This window comes from Flavobacterium sp. LM4, from assembly GCF_002017935.1.
In the GTDB taxonomy this organism is placed as follows: Bacteria; Bacteroidota; Bacteroidia; order Flavobacteriales; family Flavobacteriaceae; genus Flavobacterium; species Flavobacterium chungangense.
In genome coordinates this window covers 2,933,171-2,957,382 of the sequence record NZ_MUFW01000001.1, presented here as the reverse complement: position 1 = coordinate 2,957,382, position 24,212 = coordinate 2,933,171, and the positions used below count along the sequence as shown (strand labels likewise).

Below are 24,212 nucleotides of genomic sequence, written 5' to 3'. Positions count from 1 at the left end.
GTCAAGATACTGTATTCCAGAATCTTGAACAATACCCACTTCCTTTATTTTACTTCAGTTAATTTCACCCAACGGGTACTTATAAGTATTATTTTTTACAATCTAATGATTCCATTAGCTCGAGGTTGATTTTGTGTTGCAGGAAGATTCATAAAATTAAGTTCATTCTTTGCTCTTGCAGAAGCATAGGCATTCGTTTCTAAAGATCCAATACTTCCTCCCACAAATCCACCTACAACAGTATTCATAATTCCTGTATCGAAACTATTTCCATGAATAGCATTAGATCCTAACTGAATAGACACATCTATGAACTCAGATTTAGCAATACCAGCAGCTACCCTAGCAAATAAATTACCCCATCCAGATTCGTAATCAACTCCGCGTATTGCCCATGACAGCGTAGCACTTAATACTCCTTTAATCAAAGCTTCATCTAAACCAGTTCCTAAACTGTTTCCATGTGCTGAATTATCTATTAGTGTTGATGATGTAACAGCAAGCTCAGCACCTGTAACAGTAAAAGCACCTTTTATTCCAGCATTAGCAACTTTGGCTAAAGTACTTACAGCTTGTCCAGCCTCTGCAGCGGCTTTAACTCCTGTTGCCGCTTCAGCGGCAATAGAACCTGCCGCACCAAAACCACCTGTTATAGCACCTGCAACAAATCCAATTGCCGTGTTGATACCATATTCTTTCCAACTAAAATCATTTGTAATTAAACTAACAGCAGAATACGTTACAGAACTTACTCCTGCTCCTATAAAGGCTCCTGCTAAAGAAGCTAATCCAATACTAACAGGTGTGGAAAGACCTCCTGTAACGACTTCTAAAACTCCTGCCAAAGCATCGATAGCAACACCTATTAAAATTTCAAATGCTCCAATAATAGCACCTCCAATAGCCGAAAAGAAATTGCCTATAGAAAAATTACCCGATGGATCTATATATACTAATGGACTATTTCCTGCGTAGATATAAGGACTAAAGAATTGATTGTAGTTATCAATTACACCAAATCGACCTATTCTACTAAAATAAAAACGAGCTTTATAATTATATATTCCTAATTCATAATCATATTCCTGACTAGTAAATAGATAAGGAAAGAAATCGGTTTCTGGTTGTGCAACAATCGTTACATTTCCATACACATCATATTCATAAGCTGCAACAGGATTAGCACTTTCATCCATTATAACTCTCACAGAACCTAAATGATCTTTTAAAGTAAAATAAGAAGCTTCATTTTTAACAAAAGAAACTACTCCTATTGGTCCGTAAACCATATACAATGTATCTTGAGAACTAGTACGTTTCTTTATTTGTACTAACGGATTACCCGATAAACTTTTTACATACAAAGTACGCTCTTGAACTGAATTGGAAGAAAACTGTTGCTTTAAGACTCTATCACCTGAACTGTTATAAAATAATTTGTATTGTTTTTCAAGATTTAAATCATTTATAACAGCAGTCATACGGGAACCAGCATCATATGTAAATTGTAATTGTTGTGCTTTATAACCATCTGCATCAGAGGTTTGATAATGTGCAATTGAACCATTTAAATTATATTGAAAGTCAAATAAAGTACTTTGATTTTCTATATCTGTTACTTTTTGAAGACGATCTCCTTTTCCAGTCTCTGGCTCAAATTGATAGGTTTTAGAATTAATGGTTATAGTGTCAAAATTTCCATTATTATCAAACTGATATTGTTTAGTATTTAACTCATTCTGCCCTCTACTCTCTTTAACATTTTCTAATGCATTTAGTGCATTATAAGTATTTGTAAAAGTAGAACCAGCACTCATATCTGTAGGATATTGGAAACTAATAGCCGCTGATTGTCCATTATAATAAGCTGGTCCTTCTGGCAATGAAGTTTGTAACGTTTCTTGAAAAATAAAAGAACTGTCTTTCGTTTTAGTATCCTTTATAGTATCAAGCCATACAGGAGAATTATACCCATAATTACGAATAAAACTAGTTCCAATAGGGTTTAAAGTTTCTACTAAAGGTTTTCCCGCTGGATTATAAATATAAGAAGCGATATTACTTGAAGCAGCAGTATTTCCTATACTTTCAATTTGTCCAATGCTATTGTAAGTATAATAGACAGCATAAGGAGCATTCCCTTTTTCAACAGGATAATCAATTTGAGTAATACCGCCTAAATTATTGTAATAAAAACGAGTTTCATAATTTTCATTATCAAAATCAATTACTTTTTGAGTTCTACTAATTACATTGCCATAAATGTCATATAAGAAATTTTCTATTACATCTGCATTGCCTTTGTCTGAATGATTATTCTCTGTTTTTACTACTTGTCCTATTTGATAAGGTGCTGTAGTTCCATTATAGTCATAATAGGTTTTCATTCTCCAAGTCGCCACATTTTCAGGATATTCAGGATGATAATTGGCCTGATCTTGTAAAGTATTTGTATCCCAAACTCCTGAAACATATCCGGTTTCACTTATTCTTCCAGAAAGATCATATTTATAATATTGATAATTCCCTTGTGATTTCCCTTCTGCATCTTGTCGGAAACGCAAACGATTGGCCCTGTCGTAAATCATTTCTGTTGTTCCTCCATTTGCATTAGAAGTACTGACTAATTGACCTATAAAACTATACGTTTGATAGCTTATCCAATCTTCATTATTTAGCCCACCTTCTTCATAATTTGGTGACAAGGCTCGTATTGGATAGCCTAAATCATTATAATAAACCGCTGAAACAATCTCCTCAATTTCCGATTTCTGACTTACTTTTCTAACTTCTTGATTTCGCTTATCGGTAATTGTATACGTTTTATTTCCATTTTGATCCGTAACACTTACTTGATAATATTCTCCTTTTGGCAAACCATAAGTTCCTGTATTACTTCCATATTGATATTGCTGAGTATTAGCTCCTAACTTAAAGGCTACTCCTGGCATGGATTGCTCTAGTATTCTTCCCAGTGGAGAAACTTCATAACGGTATCCAAAATAAGGATAGCCTTCATCCTCTTGGTAAGCATCCGCAATTAACCCTTGCATTTTTTGTGTGGTTGGATTATATATTGCAAAGTCAGCTATATACTTAAAAACAGGTGTAGTATTTGATGCTTCAACAAAAGCAGGCTTCGTATTGGCAATTATACTTCCTTGATTGTTATAAGTATTTTCAATTACTGTCATTCTAGTATTATCTAATAGTTGCGACTGCTTATCATTTCCTACAGCATTAACAAATGTTTGCGTTGCCATAGGATTAATAATTGTTAATAAACTATTGATGCTTATTTTATTGTTTGTAAACAAGCTAAGTTTTCCAGAAATAATACTACTAGATGCATAGTTAAAAACAAGCCTACCATCGGCAAAAAACAACAAAGTGTTTTTAGTAACCATAAGAGTCCATTGTTCGGCTAATGTGACTATTTCTGTTGCATCAGAACGCTGCTCTATGGTATAGAATTTATTAAATTCTGATTCATAAATAGCTCCTTTTTTTGCCTTTACAGCATTTTTAATAGCTTTAGAATACAAACCCGCTCTTACCAATAAAGATTGTACCTCATCTTCTGATTGGGTTTTACTTACTTTTAAACTTTGCTTTTTAGACTGGAGAATTTGACGATCACTTCCTAATAATTCCCATTGACTAGAGGATGGATTCCATTGCACCGTATATTGATCTCCTATTTTTATGCCTACTGTATTAGTGATGATTTCTTTGGGCATCAACTGAACCAATAATCCATAATCATTCAGTTCGTTTCCTTTGTAATTCAAAATTCCTTCACTAGAAGATTTTGTATAATTCAATAAACCGTTTTCTGTTTGCCAGTCTTGTTCATTAGAAGGAGTCCAATAGTTTTTCCATTCATTACCCTGATTAAAAGAAAGAGCATCACCTCCATTAACAGCCATTATTTTTAGTTTACTATTAGGATCTTCTTTAGAAAAAATATTATCATTTCCTGTTCGTGAAAAATAACTAGTTGCTATGGAAGTTGTTTTTTCTGCAAAACTTGTATTGGCTATTACTCTTTGGAAATTATCAAAAAACTTTCTCTTTACTTCACCATTTGAACCTAAACTGGCTTGAATAGCATCAATTTGCGTGTTAACGGATGCCGCAGAAAATAAACTTTGTAAAGGAGAAAAACGAATACAGTCCACTAAAACTGCAGTTGCAGCATTATTATTTTGCGCTTTAATAGTAATAGTTATAGCACTATTTGCACTTGTTTGTACTTCTTTTAAATTTAAAATTTGATAAACATAAACCCATTTGCCTACTTCATTACCAAAAGATAAATCTATTTCATTTCCTATTGTTGTTCCATTTTGGCTAAAAGATAGCATCCATTTTGCATCCCCTTTTGTAGGATCAAAACCTTCTGGAAGTTTCACATAACTTGAAAAAACATACTCTTGTAATTGATTTTGAGGAGTAAAACTATTTTGTATTCCTATTCCCTTTTCTATCTTTAGCGATGATTGTCCTATTTTAGCATCTATAGTTGTATCCAAGTCATTAGGAATAATGCTTGCGTTAGGTAAGATTGTCCACCCTTCATTATCCTCATAAGATTCAAAACTTACAAATGAAGCTTCCTCACCTATTTTACTAGCTGTTAAAAATTCGGCTATTTGAAATTGTGCATCAGTGCTATAGATATAAGACGATTTTGTACCTTCTACATCCATCATTTCGTTTACAGTATCATAAACACCTCTTGAAACAACTTCTTGTTTTTTTAACCAATCAGTATTATTTTGAGTACTAGAAAAATCAAAATTGGGTGTATTTTTATCATTCCCTAACCATTCAAAATTTTGAAAAGGTGACCATTTCCATTCTGTATCAGTTGACCAGTTTTTCCATGTAACCGTTTTTGAAGCTATACACTTCTTTTGTATATTTTTATCACTCATAAATACCGATTCTTGTGCTATAGCATTCAACAAATGTTTTTGTTGCATGGCTGCTTGATAACTCGGAATCTGAATAGCATATTTTTTCTCACTGGTAATTGTTTTCTGATCACCATTTGAGTCATAATAGGAACTAAAGGAACGCATGGGTAATCCTAGATCTTGATAGTATTCTACTGTAGATAATTGTGTAACACCATCTTGTTCTGATAAAGTTTTATTTATCCTAAAAAATGCACCAAACAAGTAATTTTTTTGATTTAAATTAGTTGTAAATAGTTGCCAATAATTAATATCCTTGCTTACCAAATTACCTTTCTTATCATATTGTAATTTTTGTAGTAAAGCCCCATTTAATAACTGACTGTAATTATAAACCCAATTCGTATTGTAAGGAATTTCATTTTGCACAGACACACCATTAGAAAAATAACTAATTAAAATACCACTTGTTGTTAAATTCACATCAGGTATTTTAGTACCAATAAATGTGGTTACTTTTGGAAATTGTGCTAAACCAGAACGAGAATCGTAAGTGATAATAGATTGTGCAGAACGAGCATAATCGTAAGATTGATAAAAAGCTTCCTCATTATTCACATCATTAGTAATAGCAATATAAGATACAGGTGTTACTTTAACCGAATCAGTAGCTGTACCGTCTACCACTTTATATAAGGCAAGAGAGGCACAGGTATCAAATTCCTGATTAGAAGGATAGGTTACAAAAACATCAGCTCCTGATAATAAAGTACCAGCTTTAACTGTTTCTTGGTCAACCACTATTTTTTGTCCAGGACCTTCAGAAGTAATTGGTAACTTTATAGGTGTGCTTAAACCACCATTGATAGGGTTTACAAAATAAGTTTGTGCAGTAGCGTCTGTAGTATCTTGATAAGCAATATACTTAGGAGCTCTATTTTGAACTGTTTTAGGCGCATTTAAATTATTTAATTGCTGTGTTTGCTTGATCCAATTACCATCTGTATTCTGATAAAAAACATCTTTTCCAACCGTCATATAATTACTACTTACAGTACTATTTTTACCTGTTGAAGCCAAATTTTGAGGCACTCCCCACAAGCCTGTGTTTGGATTAAATTGTAGGTATTGATTACTATTATTTTGGCCTTGTTCTTTAGACATAGTTGCAACGTCTATACCCGTTGCAAAACTTACAATATCTTCAGGTTTAGTAATAAAAGAGGTAGCTTTCCAATTTAGCGGGTTATTAGTATTTCCCATTCCACCAATATATCTATTTAAGAAAGGATTATTGGTAATCAAAGAATCAGTTACTAAAGTAGAAAACAATTGATATTGCGATTTTCCATTTACAATAGGAGATTCATAGGTTTTCACTAAAGGAGTTCCAGCATTAAGCATATTAAAATTCTTATCCCATTGCAGAATTCTAAGACTGTAACTTATTTTTGTTGCGGTTTGATTTGTAATATAAGTAGCCACTCCAAAGGATGTACTCAACGTAAGATTCAATGGAAAATCTAATCCTTCAGAGGCATTTTTATAGATAGAAACATTTGGAGTGTTGTATACTACACTTTTGGACCAAATGTTATTCCCATTGTGATAAAACAACTGAAATTGTAATAATTTTGAAGTAAAATTATAAAAAGTCGCAATATAAAAATTATCTCTTGCTTTGATAGCGATATCAGAAGCTTTAGAAACGTCAGCAGGAGAAGGTAGTGCAATTGCTATTCCTCCTTGTTGGGAATTGGCTGAGTTATTCCAAGTTTTTTGCTTCCAATTCCACTGAAATGCAGTAATAGGAGTTGTAGTAATGTCTTTACTAGAAACAATAACAAAGTCTTTACCCGATTCGACACTTACTTTTGATGTAGCAGCTTGCAAGGGAAAATACTGCGATCCATTAGTTAAATTAAAAGTTCCAAATTGTTCTGGATTTCTTCGGTATAGAAATAATTGAAATTGTTTCTTTGTCTTATCAGTAAAATAAAGCGCTATGTAATCTTGTTTGGTTACTACTCCTAAACTATCGATATCAAAATCAACATTGTTAAAATAATTTTTAGTGGACACATCTGAATTTAATACATATTCAGACCAGTTGCCCGACCAAGAATGAACTTTAGCCACTAGTTTCTTATTTGCCTTATCATACCAAGTAATTACCGTATAATCAGAACCAAACCAAACCCTAGGAGTTGCATTAACAAATGGTGCATTAATCTTAATATTACGAGAACTATTTAGAGGTTCTTCCTTATAGGTATAAATTGCTCTTGCTCCTTGTGGATAAAGAATACTTTTTAATGCACCCGAATTTATGTCTTGAATTTTATCATAATACTCAAATTCAATACCTGGTAATGTATTTCCGCTAGGTTGCACTTGCCAAAAACTTTTTAAAACCCTTTTCCATAGTAAAGGATAAACGGCAGCTTGGCTATTGGATCCTAAATTAATAAAATCATATTCAAATAAAATAGTGAATTGAAGTATATTCAATTTATTTTTCACTTCAATATGATCTAAATAACGAGTTTCATAACTGTCTTGATAAGCATTTGGTGTAGGCTGATTGGTATGACTAGACTGATATTCTACAATGTTTTTAGTACTTGGATTTTTAGCACCATATTTCTCTCCATAAAAAAACACAATTGTTCTTTTAAAACTATCTTCTATTTTTTTAAGGTAGGAAGCCTGTGTATAAATTAGACCATTACTATTCCCTACAGCAACTTCCACATTATCGTAAGTATAGAGCACCGATTCTCCCCATGTATTGATCACTTCAGACAAATTCCAAGCACTTGCAAAATGTTCTTGTCCTATAGTTAAATTTGAAGCTCCAATCCAGTTACCCCATTGCACTCCATATTGTACTGTATTTCTGCCACTGTTTTTATCTCCATAAATAAAGACAGTTCCATCTTCCTTAATTATGGTCCATTTTTCATTATAAGCATCATATTGTATGTCCCAAAACTCATAATTTCTAAGTTGATACAATAAAATATTTACCGGATTTGTAGGTAAAAATCCATCTTGTATCAATTGGTTTGAACTACCATTACTTACTAGAAAATACTCATCTGATGAAGTAGTACCACTGCCATTTTTTTTAACAGCAATTTTATCAAATGACATATCCCAACCCAATCCTAAAATTCCAGTTGGATTTGAAATATTCCAATTTTTAACTGAATTTTGAACATTACTATTATACATCATATTAATATCTACATCCAACCCTTTTCTTCCTTGAAAAGTGGCAATATTAACAGGAATATTAGCGGTTCCTGTAAATAGATTAACACTATCTTTTACTTGACCAATTGCTTTATTATCAAACTGAAACGTAGCAACTTGAGGTTTACTTTGTTCAGCGTTGCTCTGTGTATTATTAAAACTCATTTTTTCTGCTGTTTATCAATTGTAAATAGGTTTTTTATAAAAATTGTAGGCAAGCCTTACTAACGAAGTTGGTAGTTATTGGAGCGCTCTCATAAGTTAATATGGTATGTACAAAACCAATAGGTCTTCCCATTGGCATTTTAATGAAATGGCAAGATTCCCAACCTGTCTTTTCCTGATATTGATTAGCTAAAAAGAGTAAACTTTTATTTAACCATTGTGAATCTATAGTCCTTTCTAAATAACTTGAAGCTATTGCAATACCCAGTAAAGCAAGTGCCGTTTGTAAAGAATCTGAGGCTTGTTCTGGCAAAGACCATCCTCCATCCTCCTGTCTAGAGCAAATTAAAAAATCTAAAGCACTAGCAATGACTTGGTGATCTCCATTAGCAAAACAAATGGCTTTTATACTAACATATGTGCCATAATAAAGACCGTGATACCAAGTGCTTTCCCAAGCCCCTTGTTGTTGTTTGTTGTTCAAAAATTGTAACCCTTTTTGAATGTCTTCTTTAAAACGTTCTTTATCATACAACTGTAGCGCATATAAAAAATTAGCCACAACGTCAACGTCAGAACCTGTTCCCCATGCTTTATGAATCCATTCATACTGCAATTGTTGTTCTTGGGTTAAATTGTCCTTTGGAAGTATCCATGTTTCCCATCCTAAATCTTCATTTGGTTGATCATTTAATACCGTCTGAATTGGCACTTCAAATAAATCTTTAAAAGTATCTTTTGGATAAAATTTACAAAATACTTGTAGTATTTGTGCTAAATCATCTACATCTGGAGGCAACTCTTTTAAATCAGGAAAATAACTCCATGCTCCTATTCCTCCTTCCCTTTTGCTTCGCATTAAGTAGAATAATTCCGATACTATAATCTCCTGTAAAGGAATTGGATATTTCTCTTGTGCGTCAATTAAAGTATCAACTAGTAAAGCTCTTTGAAAAATATCCGCTACTTGCAATTCCTGTTCAACCTGAAATACTTCCTTTGTGAAAGGCATACAATGCTTTGTATTCACAAAATCGGCTTTTTTTTCTGCCATTAAGTGCTCAATACCTTTTTTAAAAAGAGAATGCCAAGAGGTTTCTTTTGTAGCAATTACCTCACTCTTATTTAAAAATTCTTTACTAGCATGTAACATGGTCTTTTTTTATTTTAAATTGATTTAAATAATCAAACAGTATTTCTTTTGTAACCTTTTGCTTTTCTAAAACTAAACTTTCTACTATTTCATATTCTTTTACATTAGGTCTACTAAATAAAGGAGCTGAGAGATAGTATTTTTGATCTACTTCAAAGATATCGACACTATTGTTTGCCCCAGATTCATTATAGTAATGGTATCTTAAACTACTTTCTGAAGGTCCTGCCAAACCTGCTGCTGCTATTCTAGGATGAAGACTTTTATTGGTTGGTGAAGCGTGAAATAAAGCAGGATTACCAATGTAAATTTGACCTGCTTTCATGGGTAATGAAATACCAAATTCTTTTAAAAGTGCTTCTTGGTACTTATAAAAAGGAAATGGTGCTCCACCACATCTGGGAAAATTCAAAAAATGATGACTTCCAGGTATTACCTCCAATGCCCCATTTTCCATAGTAGTATCTATTAAAGGAACCCATAAACCAAGTGGTTGAAAACGTCTTTCATCTAAAAAAGAAGGGTCTTGATGCAAAGGAACTATACCTGTATTTTGATGAGGATATTTAATATTAAAATTTCCCCAAAAGAAAGTAACCTCTTCAAAGATAGTAGCCATTGCTCTTTCAAAATGATTGCCTATTCCCTTAGAAACTGCATTTCTATAGATAGCGCTTTTACTCATGATCGTTGAAGCAAAAGCTGGTTCTCCTAAATCTCCTTCTAAAGAATCATAAAATTTTTTAAGTGATGTTATTTCTCTATCATTTAAAAAATCAACCACTACATATCCGTTTACATCAAAAAAAACTTGATGTTCTGGATTTTTAAAAAGAATTCTATTTACTATACTTGCTTTCATTTTTAAACCGATAATTTTATTTTACTATGTGCTTCTCCTAATATGGTGGCAACACTTTCTTCATTTTGAGGAGTAAAATAAAAGGGCACTTCACCAATTTTTTTGGCTCTAGCCTCATCAGGTCTGCTGAACAAAGGTGTTTCTATATAATAATCGGGCTCTAATTCAAACACCTCCATTGTTTCTCCTGGGTTTCTAAAATCTTGATAATAGCATCGCATTTGGCTTTCTCCTTCTGCTAACCAAGCTAGTGCGGCTACTCTTTCAGTATCACTAAAATTAGAGGGTGACCAATGAAAAACTTTAGAACTTCCTATATAAGCTTGCCCTGCCTTAATATCTAGACGTTTAAAGTAATTTGCTATCAAATAAGGACTCAATTCATTGTATGGAAATTTAGGAAGCGTACTCCTTGGACCATCATTTAATTGATTACTGCCATCTATAACTTCAAGAGCTCCATTTGTGGCATTAGTATCTATAAGAGGTACCCATAAGGTAATACCTTGATATTTTGATTCGTCCACATAAGTAGGATCCTGATGTATCGAACAAATGCTTTCCGATTGATTCGGTTGTTTAGACGTAAATATTCCGAAAAAGAGCTTAAAATTTTCTAAATGCAAGGCCACCGCTTTTGCAAAAGTGTCTATTATAGCATTGGACACATTCTTTCTGTAATTGGCATCCATACTCATATTAGAAGTAGAAAAACCTCTCTCTTTGGGTTGTGCATTTAATTGGTTGTATACTTGTTGTAGTGACGCCACTTCAGAAGGATTTAAGAAATCAATCACCACATACCCTTTTTCTTCAAATTCTTTTTGTTGAATGGGATTTTTAAAAACATTTCTCATATTTCTTGAAGAAAAAAATTAGACATTAATCAATGCTCTTGAAGAAACAAAGATTGTAGTTTGTAGAACCAAGACAAGACAATAGCAAAAGGAACTGCTGGAAAAACCCAATAATCATAAATAGGCGTTCTACCTAAAAAAAGTATCGGATAGCCTTTCGCTTTAGGATAATCTTCAAAAAAAAGTTGAATACTTTCATCCACTTCTAGCGGTATTCTTTCTATAATATACAAGGATAAAACAACTACCATTTTAGATAAAAATTTACATTTGGTGCAATATCCTTGATAATAAATAACAATTTTGTTTCTTGGAATAATGATGCTTTGTTTCATTTGTTTTGATAATAAGAATTTAGTATGGTTCACAATTTGTTTGCTACCATAGTAAATTGTAATAATTAAGTATTTTGCTTAGAGAGAAAAAGAAGATTTCAAAAAGTAAAACCTAAATACGTTTTAATTTACTACCGTTTTATTCTTTAAATAAAGATTTAATCTCTTATTTCCCATAATATCTATCCCTAATCCATAATAAGAAACAGCGCATTCGTTTTCTAGCACCTCTTCTTTTATTGGAAATGGGGCAACCTTATTTTTTTTTGTGGTTTCTTCTAATAAATCAACCCACTCACTAGGATTTAGTTCGGCATAAGAAGGACAGGCACAAATATCAATTTTTGCATCAAACAATTTTGAACTAGCAATATGAAAACCTACATTAAACACTACTCCTGCCAAATTTATCTCTTTATTCCCTATTACATCAGTAAAGAAATCAGTAACCGATTCGTCGAGCAAAACAGGTATTTTTAAATCTTCAATTGTAAGTTTATGGGTTAATCTAAAATAAATTTTAGCTCTTACATTTTTTAAAGAACTTCCTTCTAAACCGATACTCATAATATTAGCGTACGGACTCAAATTGTTCACAAATTCATCAATTTCTGTAGTATCAGGCATTAAGTGTTTTAGCCAATTTCTAAATCGTTTCCATGAAGCTTCTTTACCGCCTCTTCTACCATCAATATAAATAGCTATGCCTTTACTGTCTGGAGAAGCACCTAACCAAAAAACACCATCGGGATACTCATCCATATTTGCTTTTGAAACAGGCAAATGAAAATCCAACATTTCTTCACACAATTCCTTTATTTCTTCGGTTTGTGTGATAGCATATAATTTTTGCAACGCTTGATAACTATACTTAAATCGTTCTTCTGGGGAACCCACAATACAAGATGGATCACTTATAAAACGGCCATGTAAACCTTCACTGGAAGAGCTAATGCAATACTGTAATGGACTGCCATCTATATTTAAACCCGATCTACCGCCTAGTTGAAGGTTGGCTTTCTCTGGTAAAGCCAATAATTCATCTCTTAGATCCAACACTTGTTTGGCCGAAGCCAAACTAAGTGTGGATGCATAAGATGAAAGTAGCGCTACGTTTGACAAAATTGAATCTTTAGTCGCATTCATAGCATTCTTTATTTAAACTGGTTGCAAAATAATATTAGATTGACTTCCATTATTTCCAGATGTAGCACTTGAACCAGCACTACCTCCAGATCCTTGTGCTCCTCCAGGTGAACCTGCTTTACCAGCACTTCCACCATTACCACCTACTCCGCCCGAACCTCCTTTTGGAACTGGAGAAGAAGTTAAAACACTACCACCATGGAATTGCACTACTATACTATTAGCACCGTTACCGCCATTACCACCGTTACCACCGTTACCGCCTCTTCCACCATTTCCAGCAGCACCACCATTACTAGCTTTACAATCTGAACCAGCAGGGCAGCCAGATGCTTTTCCACCATCGCCTCCATTACCTCCAGTTTGACCGTTGCCCCCATTACCTCCTGCTCCTCCTGCTCCTGCAGCTGCTGCAACTACAATAGTACCTGTTAATTGTCCTATTGTAATTGTGGCAGAGGGACAATCTGATCCATTGCCTCCAGATGCTCCTGAACCTGCATCAGCTCCATTTGCTCCTGCGGTTCCGCTAGTAGAACTAGGTCTACAAACAGAATCCCAGTCACAGTTAGCATTTGTACCATTATTTCCACTAGGTGCTGGGGTTGAAAAGCCTTGACCAGCCGTTCCATCCGTACCATCTGCACCATAAATTATTATATCGCCATTTAAATTACTCATGTCTATTTTTTTTAATGTTATTAATTAGTTGAATTACATTTTTACTAACTCTGCAATTTTAATATCTGCAGTGGTTAATACTTTTATTTGTCCTCCTGGTTGAATGGTTACTTTATTATAACTCACCTGTACTGGGCCACTTCCTGAAATAATTAAAGGATTTGTAGGGGTTACTACCACATCAACAGCAACAGTATAGACCGCTACTTGTGGAAGTGGAGCAGCAGATCTACTAGCCGTTGCTGCAGTAGTATCGATTTTAAAATCTTTTACTTCATTTAAGTTTTTTAATTCCGGTTGAAAAGCACTATCCGGATGAGGTGGATTGGAAAAAAATAATTTCCCGTCGGCTGTTGAAATCTCTTTTGCGCTCATGATTTTTGTTTTTTGTTATTAGATTAATTTTTATGATGCCCTATTGTACCGTTTGAATTTTCCATTTTGTTATGTATTTTGGTCCTTTTCAGGTTAGTTACGTCTCGTTTTGGAAAGTGATTCTGAGGTACATTGGCGCATGCATCTTATCTCATTTCTGTAATAAAATTAATACAAAGCTATAGTTCAAATTAAAAAAAAGGTACGAGTGCGGAATTTTTATACATGAGAGGTCGAAATAAAAGCATAAGACTATTTCGTTATATATTTACTAACTGCTTCCCGGTATTTAATCTGAAAAGAATAGATGTGCAAAAAAGTGGAGAGACAATTAAAATGGGCATGTTAAAGGTTCTGTCGCATCTGTCAGAATCAAATATAAGAATTTAAGTAATTTAAAAGTTAGCCCGCCAATTTACAGAATGATTTAGACATAGTTGTCCCATGTCCAATTATCTGATTCTTTCTCAGCATATGCACAACTTCAATTCCACTCAATGTTCGTCTTGCTGATTCAAAGCTTTTAAAGCCTAACCCGTTTTGTATCCTCCATTTTATAAATCGATGGTCCTGTTCTACAATATTGTTGAGATATTTACACTGCCGAATTTTAATCTTTGAGAACGAACGCTTGTTATAGACTTTGGATGTGCTAACTTAGCGTGGAGTTCTAGTTAAGGACAAAATCTTAACTTTAGACCATGAAAGAAAATCGTAAAAATTACGACCGCATTTTCAAAGAGAAAGCAGTCCAATTAAGTTATGAAAGAGATAATATCTCTCTACTTGCCAAGGAACTTGGTATTACAGCTGCTTTGCTTTATAAATGGCGCCAAGATTATCAAGAATTTGGAACGGGAAGTTTTCCTGGAAAAGGCAATTTAAAACTAAGTCCCGAACAAGAAAAAATTCATGAACTTGAAAAAAAATTAAAAGAAGCAGAATTAGAACGTGATATCTTAAAAAAGGCAATAAGCATCTTTTCCAAGGGAGGTCGATGATTTATCTTTTCATAAAAGACCATGAAAAAATATATTCGATTGAAAAGATGTGCAAAGTTTTAGCAGTAAGCAACAGCAGTTACTATAAATGGAAAAAACAGATTGTTTCAGAAAGGCAAAAACGAGTGATTTTAATAAAAGAAGCAATAACTTCAATATATTTTAATACCAAACAGCGATATGGAAGTCCAAGAATTACTTTAGAACTTCAAAATATAGGATATCAAATATCTAGAATAACAGTCGCTAAATACATGAAGCAATTAGGTTTGTACAGTAAATTGAGTAAAAAATTTAAAGTAACAACCAATTCAAAACATAATCATTTTGTTGTTCCAAATATCTTAAAAAGAGAATTTACGGTGAAGGAACCATCTAAAGCTTGGGTTTCAGATATAACATATATTCAAACAAAGGACGGATTTTTGTATCTCACAATTATTTTGGATTTGTTCGACAGAAAAATAATTGGCTGGAGTCTAAGCAATGGTTTGAGTACTAAACAAACTACATTAACAGCTTGGAAAATGGCACTTAAAAATCGAAAAATTACAAATGAATTAATATTCCACTCCGACAGAGGAATTCAATATGCTAATAAAAGCTTTACTAATATGCTTGACTCTTTTAAAACTGTCACTAGAAGTATGAGCCGTAAAGGAGATTGCTGGGATAATGCTGTTGCAGAAAGTTTTTTCAAATCACTAAAAACAGAATTAATTTATGGGAATAAACTAATTACTAAAGAACAAATGGAACTTGAAATTTTTGAATACATCGAAATTTGGTACAATAAAAAAAGAAGGCACTCTGCTTTGAACTATAAAACTATTGAAGAATTTAATAAATTAACTAATTACAAAAATGTAGCTTAACTTTTTCTCTACTTTTTGTTTGCATATCCAATCTGAAACATATCCTAAAGAATCGCCTTCTTTAAAATATACTTTATCTGGTCCTTCAAAAACATCATAATAAGCTTTGGCTAATTTCTTATCTATTTCAATTTGACTATAACCCCCTTCCTTAAAAAGATTGCGATATTGAGGCTTTTTGAATTCTGATTTTTCTATTTTCCCTTTATTTTGACTAATTACCAAAGCCGGAACAATCAACACAAAAATCAATATCAAAACTCTAATAATTCTAACAAAACACTCTCCTGAAAAATTTTTATTCATAACCGTCTCTGTCTTTTTTATTCTAATTAAAATCAATTTTATCATAAACTGTTTTTTATTTTATTGACTGCTATGACTACATCCCTTTCAGGCATTTTACAAGCTTTGTTAACGCAAACATAGATATAGGTCTCATTGTTTATAAAACGATTTTCTAAAATTGGAAGTTTACTTTCTTTTGTCGCTCCTGCAATTAGGATATTGGGCAAATAGTAACTTTGCAGCTGAATCGTTTTAGCAATAGCGTCTTTTCCGGAAAGGGCTACTTCAAAATAATTATCTGTATAATTCAACATTAAATCCAGCCAATTGTAATATTCTGCAGGTGATTGTAATGCGTCTTCTTTTACATTATTTAACATTTTCTCAGCTGTTTTAGAATATGTATCATTCAAGTAATAATGTCCTAACAGGAATAAATTATGAGCAAGAATAGAATTGGAGCCGGGAATTACATTGTCTGCAATTTCCATTTTTCTGGCAATTAAATTTGTTGAGGCATTAGACGTAAAATAAAACATACTTGATTTTTTATCCCAAAAATGAGTTATCGTATTATCTGTTAATTGCTTGGCTTTGTTTAGCCATTTTTCGTCAAGAGTAATTTGATACACCGCAATAAATGCATCTATAACAGCAGCATAATCTTCTGAAAAACCAACAATACTGCTTTTACCTTCTTTATAACTGTGATTTAAACTTCCGTCTTTTTTAAGCTGATTATTTATAATGAAGTTAGCGTTTTTTAAAGCGATTGCTTTGTAATGTGGATTTTTGAATGCACGATAAGCACTAACATATCCTTTTATCATTAAAGCATTCCATGAAGTCAGGGTTTTATTGTCTAAATGAGGTCGTGACCTTTTGTTTCTGGCTGTTAAAAGTATTTGCTTCCAGTTTTTAACTTTGGAATCCAGTTCTTTCAAAGTCAATTTGTTTTTAAGCGCAAAGTCTTTATCCGATTGGTTCCTAAATAAAACATAGTTTTGGTTTTCCCATAAACCGTTTTCATTGCTATTAAAATATTCTTGAAAAAGAGGATAATCAGATTGTAATATAGATTGTAATTCCTCCTTTTTCCACACATAATAGGAACCTTCCTCCTGTTTTCCTGCCTTATTTTTGCTGTCTGCATCTAAGGAAGAATAAAAAGCACCATCAGTTGCCATAAGTTCCTTTTCTACAAAATTCAGCGTTTCATATACCGTTTTTTTATATAACTCCTCTTTGGTTGCCAGATAAGCATCAGAATACAAACTTACTAATTGGGCATTATCATACAGCATTTTCTCAAAGTGAGGAATATGCCATTTAGAATCTACCGAATATCTCGCAAAACCACCACCAATGGCATCGTAAATTCCTCCATTAGCCATTTTTGTAAGTGTCGTTTGCACATACTTTTGAATCGATTTATCATTATTCTGAATACTGTAACGAAGCAGGAAATGTAAAGAACCCGGCATTGGAAATTTGGTCTCGCCAACTAAACCTCCTTCTTTATAATCCAAATCTTTTTGCCATGATTTTACAGCAGTAAAGACCTCTAAATTTTTAAAATTCGCTTCATCATTATTTACTGTAACTAATTGCGATTTCTGAATTCCTTTGATTAGTTTATCTGCATATTCACTTGCTTTTTTAGGGTTATTTTTATATAAATAAGAGAGTTCTGTTAAGGCTTTTGTCCACTCATCTTTGGTGAAATAGGTTCCTCCAAAAATTGGACGCCCATCAGGAAGTGCAATACAATTTAAGGGCCAACCGCCTTTACCAGTCATTAATTGTACTGCATTCATATAGATTTGGTCAATATCCGGACGCTCTTCCCTATCTACTTTTATACTTATAAAATTATCATTCATTAATTTGGCCACAGTTTCGTTTTCAAAGCTTTCTTCTTCCATAACATGGCACCAATGACAAGCAGAATATCCTACGGATATAATAATCAATTTATTTTCTGCTTTTGCCTGGTCCAAAGTTTCCTGATTCCATGCTTTCCAGTCTACAGGATTATGCGCGTGCTGCAAAAGATACGGACTTGTTTCGTTGATTAAATCATTAGTAAATTTGTGATTCCCTTGATTATTCTGTTTTCTGTTACAGCTAATAAAAAAGCAGGAAATGATTAATAAAAGAGGTAGAATGCGCATATAAATAAAATGAAAAGTGTGAATAATGAGGTTGAATTTCAGTATATTTTTTTAATCAAAAGCTAAAATAGCAATTTATATTTAACAGATTTACTCTAACGAAATTATGCTTCAAAAGTGTTATTAAACGCTTCAAAAGTGACAATCTTATTTCAACTTTCCAGCTATTTTTACGTTTAGCATTTTATTAAAATGGGGTTAACAAAAAGCGTTCATTGCTCCATAAAAAATTTGCTCTTAATCAATACGATTACTAATGAAAGGAAAAAATAACCAGTCTATTTTATGAGTAATACATCACAAAAACTTTCTGTTCTGGAAAAAATAGGCTATGGTTTGGGTGATTTTGCAGCGAATTTAATCTTTCAGACTTTGCTGACCTTTTTGGCTTTTTTTTATACCGATGTTTATAAAATTCCTGCCGGAACGGCCAGCGTTATTATTTTTATTGGAGGTTTTATCGGTGCTTTTTTTAATATTATTATGGGTGTTCTCGCTGATCGTACTGAAACCCGATGGGGAAAATTCAGACCCTGGATATTATGGACCGCTTTGCCTTTTGGAATTGCCTCTGTTCTTTCTTTTCTAACGCCTAATTTTAGCGAAAACGGCAAGATAGTTTACACATTACTGACTTACTTTTTTTTGGTTTTAATTTATGCTGCAAATAACTTGCCTTACGTTGCTTTAAGCGGAGTTTTAACAGGTGATATGAAAGAAAGAAACAGCCTTTCTTCCTATCGCTTTGTAGCCGTAATGATTGCTCAATTTATAATACAATCGCTTTTATTACCATTGGTTTTAATTTTAGGGCATGGTGACAAAGCAATTGGTTTTAAAAATACAATGATGCTATTTGCTATTGTAGGAGTAATTTGTCTTCTCATTACTTTTTTTACTACCAAAGAAAGAATAATACCTGCAAAAAATCAGGAATCTTCAGTTAAACAAGATTTTATTGATTTGTCTAAAAACGGACCCTGGCTGGTTTTGTTACTTGTTACGATTTTGGTATTTATAACATTGTCTTTAAAAGGCGGAATGTATGTATTCTACTTTAAATATTATTTAGATCCAGCTGCACAAACCGCTTTTTTGAATGATATTGGTTTTACTGCATTTATTGGCAGACTAAATAATTCATTAACAGCAATGGGATTAGTAGATTTTCAGTGGCCAAAAGATGTTCCTACTTCAGCGTTTAGTCTTTTTAATGCAGGAGGAATTCTTTTTATGATTTTTGGAATTATGTTTTCAAAATCACTAGCAGATTCCTTTGGAAAAAGAAATATCTATATCACTTTCATTTTTTTATCTGCTGTAAGCTTATTACTTTTTAATTTTTATAGTAGAACAGCTATTGCAATGGTTTTTCTTACCCAATTAGCACATGGATTTATTTATGGAGTAACAATTCCTTTATTGTGGGCCATGATTGCCGATGTAGCTGATTACAGCGAATGGAAAAACAATCGAAGAGCAACTGCTACTGTTTTTTCGGCAATGATTTTTGGTCTAAAAATAGGGATAAGTATAGGTGGAGCATTAGGCGCTGCATTTTTATCCAAATATGGTTATGTTGCTGGAGAAGTCAATCAGATACCCGCAGCGGTCGAAGGAATTAAACTTTCTGTAAGTATCTATCCTGGTTTTATATTTATTATAAGTGCAGTACTGTTGTTCTGCTACCTGATAGATAAAGAAATGGAAATTCAGATTGAAAAAGATTTAAAGGAAAGAAGAGAAAACTAAAACATACTATTTCATAAATTAAATAGATAAAAACCTGCTATTCTTCAAAACATTAACTATAATTATTCAAAATTTAAAACCCTTTTCATATTTAAAAAAAGTAACTAATTTAGTATTAATTTGAAAACAATAATTGGTTTTAAATTAAATAGTATATATTTAATTTAAATTTACAAATCATTTTATAATGTACCTAAAAAAATGTTTTAGATTTATTGCCATCTTACTCTTTACCATAAACAACTTATTTTCTCAAAATACATTTGAAAACTATCAGTTTAGATTAATAAGTAATGAGACTTCAAAAAGTGGTATTTACACCATAACACAGGATAAATCCGGTAACATGTGGATTGGAACAAATGGTGCCGGTTTATATAAATTTGATGGTGTTAACTATGTCGCTTATGAGCAAAACTCCAACGTAAATAATTCTATTAACAGCAATTTAATTTATGTAGCTTACGTAGACACACGCAACCGATTGTGGATAGGGACAGATGAGGGATTATGTCTGTATAATCGAAATTTGAATACTTTTGAAAATATTGATATTCAAAAGAAAATTAGAAAAGAAAACGTAATCTCTGTAAAAAGTATTATTGAGGACAATAAAGGCAATCTTTTTTTAGGAACTTTTAATGGCGGATTACTGAAATTAAATAGCTCGACAAAGGAAATAACTCCGGTAAAACTTGATGCTGCTAATCCGTCAAATTACCTTATCAATAGTTTAGTAAAAGATAAAAAAGGCACTATTTATTTAGGTACTAATCTTGGCTTAAAGGTCGTTGATCCAATAAAAAATGAGGTTAAAAAGGTAAACATAGGCAAAGAGAATCAAACATTCTCAGGAAATATTGTATCTATGTTTGTGGATAGCAGGCAAAACTTATGGATCGGTAATGGCTACAAAGGTCTGGTTAAGGTAGATTTAAATTCTAAAGTTAAACACATTGTTTCTTACCCTATCACACAAAAAAGAATTATGTCGATACTGGCAACAGATGCTAAAACAATTCTTTGTGCAACAGAAAATGACGGACTCATTATTGTAAACGATCAGGGTTTGGTTCAAAAAAAATATGTAAACAGCAAGTTCAATATTCGCAGTTTAAGTTCAAATTCTGTTTGGTCTTTATTTCTGGATAAAGAGCGTAGAATTTGGCTTGGTTATTACAATAAGGGCTTAGGTGTTTTTGACAGAATAAACAGCAAGGTAAATATTATAGAAAGTCTACCTGGGAATTCCCAATCCTTACAAACCAATTGTGTTACCGATATTGCCAAGGATAATGACGGACAGTTATGGATTTCTATGGAAGGCGGAGGAGTTGATCTTTACAATCCTAAAACCAAAAATTTTAAGCATATAACCAAATCTGATAATAGCTTTTATTCCGGCTTAACCAATGATAACATTACAAATGTATTTATTGACAAAAAACAGAACATTTGGTTATCCAGCTGGAATGAGGGGATTTTTCTTTTAAAGAAAGGAAGCAGGAACTTTATTAATTACAATACAAAAAATACTAATCTGGCCTCGGATAATATTATGAGTATTGCTGAAGATTCAAGAGGTGTCGTTTGGATAGGAACCTTTGCAAAGGGTTTGCATTATTATTCACCTTCAGATGGGAAATTTCACCATTGCAATTCCAAACCATTTTATAAAAATGGCTTAGTGAATTTAGACATCAGAAATGTGATGGTTGATTCTGATGATAATGTTTGGGTTGGTTCAACAACAGGTTTGTACAGAGTTAAAACAAATGATTTTGTTGCCTTTTCAGTCACTTCCTTACGAGATAAAATGTCTGAAAAGTTTAGAAATCATAAAAGCACGCATACTATTAATACTTTGTATGAGGCTAAAAACAAAGAAATCTGGATTGGCACTGATGGTGCCGGATTGTTTAGCTACAATAAAAAAACAGATTCACTGAAATGGCATATAAATTTTCCCGGCCTTCATGAAAAGTCAATCTCGTCGATTGTAGAATCTAATGATGGCGGTATTTGGGTAAGTGGAAAGAAAGGAATTACCAGACTGAATTTAAAAAACAAGACTACCGTTAATTACTCAACATATGATGGCCTGCTTGGAAATGATTTTAATAACAATTCTGTCCTGAAAGATGAAGATGGATTGCTTTATTTTGGAAGCTACGAAGGCTTGAACTACTTTGACCCTACAAGTTTAGTTAAAAGTAAAAAACAGCTTCCGATTTACTTTACCGACCTAAAACTTTTTAATAAATCAGTAGGGCCGCTTGAAAAAAACTCACCCTTAATAAAAGTAATATCCCAAACAAAAAAAATAATCCTTAAACATGATCAGTCTGTATTTACAATTGATTTTATTGCGGTTAATTATTCTTTTCCTGCCAGAAATGAATTTGCTTATTATTTAGAAGGTTTTGAGGATTCCTGGAATTATGTTGGCAGTAAACGCTCTGCAACTTATACTAACTTAGCCCCAGGCAATTATGTTTTCAAGGTTAAAGCGTCCGAAAAAAATGGAGCATGGAGCCAGAAACCATTAGAACTAAAAATTGAAATTTTACCGCCCTGGTGGAAAACATCTTTTGCTTATCTGTTCTATTCTTTATTGCTTTTTGCAGCAGTTCATTTTACCAATCAATACTATCAAAATCGTTTTAAACAAAAACAACTGATAGAATTTGAACAGAAAAAAGCAATTCAGATTGAAAAATTAAATAATAAAAAATTACAATTCTTTACCAATATCTCTCATGAGTTTCGAACTCCCCTTACTTTGATTTTAAACCCATTAGGGGATATCATCAGGAATTACAGTTCAGAGCTGCCAGAGAGTGTATTGAGAAAACTACAGACAATTCAAAAAAGTTCCGACAGACTTTCAAGACTGATTAATGAGCTGATGGATTTCAACCAGCTGCAGTTCAATAAAATGACCCTGCAATTGCAATTAATCGAGGTGGTAAGTTTTACAAGGGAAATTGTCAGTTATTTTGAGCAAGAGGCATCCAGCCGTGGAATTCAGCTGGAATTCCAATCCAATAAAACAGCATTAAAAGATTGGATAGACCCTAAAATGTTCGAAAAAATTATTTTTAATGTGATTTCAAATGCTTTCAAGGTTACTCCTGATAATGGCAAAATAATGGTGAAAATAGTAGTCAATCAGGAATTGTTTCATTTTCCTTTGATAGGTCAAACAAACACTTATCCTTCTTTTGAGGTTATAATTCAAGACACAGGTTCAGGACTTGATAAGAAAGATATTAAGCGAATATTTGACCGTTTCTACCAAGTAAATAACTTAAATAAAGCTTATTATGGAAGTACAGGGATAGGATTAGAAGTGGTTCGTGGATTTGTAGAATTACATAAAGGAATAATCGAAGTAGAAAGCGAACTGGGAGTTGGCACCACTTTTAAGTTACTATTCCCTATTGGAAAAGAGTTCTTTAATGAAAGTGAAATACTGCTTGAGGAATTTAAAAAAGAAAAAAAAGTAAGTTTCACGCCAATAGTTGAAGCAGGCATTCAATCACAAGATGATGAGCAAAAACCGGATCGGATTCATACCATTCTCATTGTTGAAGACAATGTCGAACTGCGGAATTATTTAAAAAACGAACTCAAAAAAGAGTATAAGGTTCTGGTAGCTGAGAATGGCCAGGCTGGTTTGGAATTGGCCCTGCAGAAATTGCCTGATTTGATCCTAACAGATGTAATTATGCCAGTTATGAGTGGTTTAGAGTTGTGTAAAAACATTAAGGCAGATTTAAAAACAAGCCATATTCCGCTGATGATGCTCTCTGCAAAGGCACTAGTCAAAGAAAGACTGGAAGGTATTGATTCTGGTGCGGATATGTATTTGAGTAAACCCTTTGATATGGATATTTTAAGGTCCAGCTTAGTACAATTGATTAACAGCAGGCAAATTATGTTTAATAAATTCTATAACGGAATTACCCCAAAAGCAAAAGAAAAAACAACCACTCTGGATAATGAATTTATAAAAAACACCCTGAATTATATTAATGAAAACATTAGTCAGCCTGAGTTAAGTGTTGAAGTTTTGGCTTCGAAGGTATTTTTGAGCAGAAGCCAATTGTATCGAAAAATTAAAACGCTGACTGGTGTATCAGTAAATGAATTTATACGTAATGTTCGTTTAGAAAAGGCCAAAGAACTAATAGAGCTTGGTAATGACAATATCACCGAAATCAGTTTTAAGGTTGGTTTTAGCTCTCCTTCCTATTTTACAAAATGCTATAAAGAAAAATACGGATATCTGCCTACACATAACAACAAACAATAAGCTTTTTTAAAGTATTAATTAAGACGGTTTATACCGTCTTTTTTTTGTGT

13 protein-coding genes and 1 pseudogene are annotated in these 24,212 nt (G+C 32.8%); 3 read left to right on the top strand and 11 right to left on the bottom strand.

Annotation, left to right across the window (positions count from 1 at the left end; translation table 11 throughout):
• Nucleotides 1-95: 95 nt before the first annotated feature.
• The 9 genes and pseudogenes from BXU10_RS12915 to BXU10_RS12875 form a co-directional block, all read right to left on the bottom strand.
• On the bottom strand, nt 96-8,345 hold the full coding sequence (locus BXU10_RS12915; protein WP_078227664.1) for an RHS repeat-associated core domain-containing protein: 8,250 nt from the start codon (nt 8,343-8,345) through the stop codon (nt 96-98).
• Between the two features lie 34 nt (nt 8,346-8,379).
• The gene (locus BXU10_RS12910; protein WP_078227663.1) at nt 8,380-9,498 is read right to left on the bottom strand and encodes a prenyltransferase/squalene oxidase repeat-containing protein; all 1,119 of its coding nucleotides are present in this window, start codon (nt 9,496-9,498) and stop codon (nt 8,380-8,382) included.
• On the bottom strand, nt 9,485-10,360 hold the full coding sequence (locus BXU10_RS12905) for a phytanoyl-CoA dioxygenase family protein (protein ID WP_078227662.1): 876 nt from the start codon (nt 10,358-10,360) through the stop codon (nt 9,485-9,487). The genes BXU10_RS12910 and BXU10_RS12905 overlap by 14 nt, the downstream gene beginning before the upstream one ends.
• Before the next feature lie 2 nt (nt 10,361-10,362).
• Nucleotides 10,363-11,217: a phytanoyl-CoA dioxygenase family protein gene (locus tag BXU10_RS12900; protein ID WP_078227661.1), complete on the bottom strand. Its 855-nt coding sequence runs from the start codon at nt 11,215-11,217 to the stop codon at nt 10,363-10,365.
• A gap of 29 nt (nt 11,218-11,246) precedes the next feature.
• Nucleotides 11,247-11,552: a hypothetical protein gene (locus tag BXU10_RS12895; RefSeq protein ID WP_078227660.1), complete on the bottom strand. Its 306-nt coding sequence runs from the start codon at nt 11,550-11,552 to the stop codon at nt 11,247-11,249.
• Nucleotides 11,553-11,675: 123 nt separating this feature from the next.
• A complete protein-coding gene (locus BXU10_RS12890) occupies nt 11,676-12,698 on the bottom strand; it encodes a hypothetical protein (RefSeq protein ID WP_078227659.1) in 1,023 nt (340 codons plus the stop codon).
• A gap of 12 nt (nt 12,699-12,710) precedes the next feature.
• The gene (locus BXU10_RS24800; RefSeq protein ID WP_123921991.1) at nt 12,711-13,379 is read right to left on the bottom strand and encodes a hypothetical protein; all 669 of its coding nucleotides are present in this window, start codon (nt 13,377-13,379) and stop codon (nt 12,711-12,713) included.
• Between the two features lie 33 nt (nt 13,380-13,412).
• On the bottom strand, nt 13,413-13,754 hold the full coding sequence (locus BXU10_RS12880; RefSeq protein ID WP_078227658.1) for a hypothetical protein: 342 nt from the start codon (nt 13,752-13,754) through the stop codon (nt 13,413-13,415).
• 402 nt (nt 13,755-14,156) lie between these two features.
• Nucleotides 14,157-14,372 (bottom strand): annotated as a pseudogene (locus BXU10_RS12875) (DDE-type integrase/transposase/recombinase); the annotation flags it as partial.
• A gap of 83 nt (nt 14,373-14,455) precedes the next feature.
• Between BXU10_RS12875 and BXU10_RS12865 the strand changes: the two are divergent.
• Nucleotides 14,456-15,630 (top strand): IS3 family transposase gene (locus BXU10_RS12865; protein ID WP_223255388.1). Its coding sequence is split into 2 segments (ribosomal slippage): nt 14,456-14,711 and nt 14,711-15,630, totalling 1,176 coding nucleotides; the frame shifts between segments, so codons are not numbered across the junction.
• Here BXU10_RS12865 and BXU10_RS25270 read toward each other — a convergent pair.
• Nucleotides 15,604-15,981: a hypothetical protein gene (locus BXU10_RS25270; protein ID WP_223255434.1), complete on the bottom strand. Its 378-nt coding sequence runs from the start codon at nt 15,979-15,981 to the stop codon at nt 15,604-15,606. The two genes, BXU10_RS12865 and BXU10_RS25270, sit on opposite strands and share 27 nt — an antisense overlap.
• Complete coding sequence (locus BXU10_RS12855; RefSeq protein ID WP_078227656.1) at nt 15,978-18,092, bottom strand: thioredoxin domain-containing protein; 2,115 nt, start codon at nt 18,090-18,092, stop codon at nt 15,978-15,980. Before BXU10_RS12855 ends, BXU10_RS25270 begins: the two co-directional genes overlap by 4 nt.
• 285 nt (nt 18,093-18,377) lie before the next feature.
• On the opposite strand from BXU10_RS12855, the gene BXU10_RS12850 reads away from it, so the two are divergent.
• Both BXU10_RS12850 and BXU10_RS12845 read left to right on the top strand, forming a co-directional pair.
• Nucleotides 18,378-19,844: an MFS transporter gene (locus BXU10_RS12850; RefSeq protein ID WP_078227655.1), complete on the top strand. Its 1,467-nt coding sequence runs from the start codon at nt 18,378-18,380 to the stop codon at nt 19,842-19,844.
• Between the two features lie 187 nt (nt 19,845-20,031).
• On the top strand, nt 20,032-24,162 hold the full coding sequence (locus tag BXU10_RS12845; protein ID WP_078227654.1) for a hybrid sensor histidine kinase/response regulator transcription factor: 4,131 nt from the start codon (nt 20,032-20,034) through the stop codon (nt 24,160-24,162).
• Nucleotides 24,163-24,212: the final 50 nt, after the last annotated feature.

Bases quoted from the DNA above. Each gene is read 5' to 3' on its own strand.
- BXU10_RS12900 (WP_078227661.1), bottom strand. From the start codon at position 11,217: ATGAGAAATGTTTTTAAAAATCCCATTCAACAAAAAGAATTTGAAGAA.
- BXU10_RS12890 (WP_078227659.1), bottom strand. From the start codon at position 12,698: ATGAATGCGACTAAAGATTCAATTTTGTCAAACGTAGCGCTACTTTCA.
- BXU10_RS12880 (WP_078227658.1), bottom strand. From the start codon at position 13,754: ATGAGCGCAAAAGAGATTTCAACAGCCGACGGGAAATTATTTTTTTCC.
- BXU10_RS12905 (WP_078227662.1), bottom strand. From the start codon at position 10,360: ATGAAAGCAAGTATAGTAAATAGAATTCTTTTTAAAAATCCAGAACAT.
- BXU10_RS12855 (WP_078227656.1), bottom strand. From the start codon at position 18,092: ATGCGCATTCTACCTCTTTTATTAATCATTTCCTGCTTTTTTATTAGC.
- BXU10_RS12845 (WP_078227654.1), top strand. From the start codon at position 20,032: ATGTACCTAAAAAAATGTTTTAGATTTATTGCCATCTTACTCTTTACC.
- BXU10_RS12895 (WP_078227660.1), bottom strand. From the start codon at position 11,552: ATGAAACAAAGCATCATTATTCCAAGAAACAAAATTGTTATTTATTAT.
- BXU10_RS12915 (WP_078227664.1), bottom strand. From the start codon at position 8,345: ATGAGTTTTAATAATACACAGAGCAACGCTGAACAAAGTAAACCTCAA.
- BXU10_RS25270 (WP_223255434.1), bottom strand. From the start codon at position 15,981: ATGATAAAATTGATTTTAATTAGAATAAAAAAGACAGAGACGGTTATG.
- BXU10_RS24800 (WP_123921991.1), bottom strand. From the start codon at position 13,379: ATGAGTAATTTAAATGGCGATATAATAATTTATGGTGCAGATGGTACG.
- BXU10_RS12910 (WP_078227663.1), bottom strand. From the start codon at position 9,498: ATGTTACATGCTAGTAAAGAATTTTTAAATAAGAGTGAGGTAATTGCT.
- BXU10_RS12850 (WP_078227655.1), top strand. From the start codon at position 18,378: ATGAGTAATACATCACAAAAACTTTCTGTTCTGGAAAAAATAGGCTAT.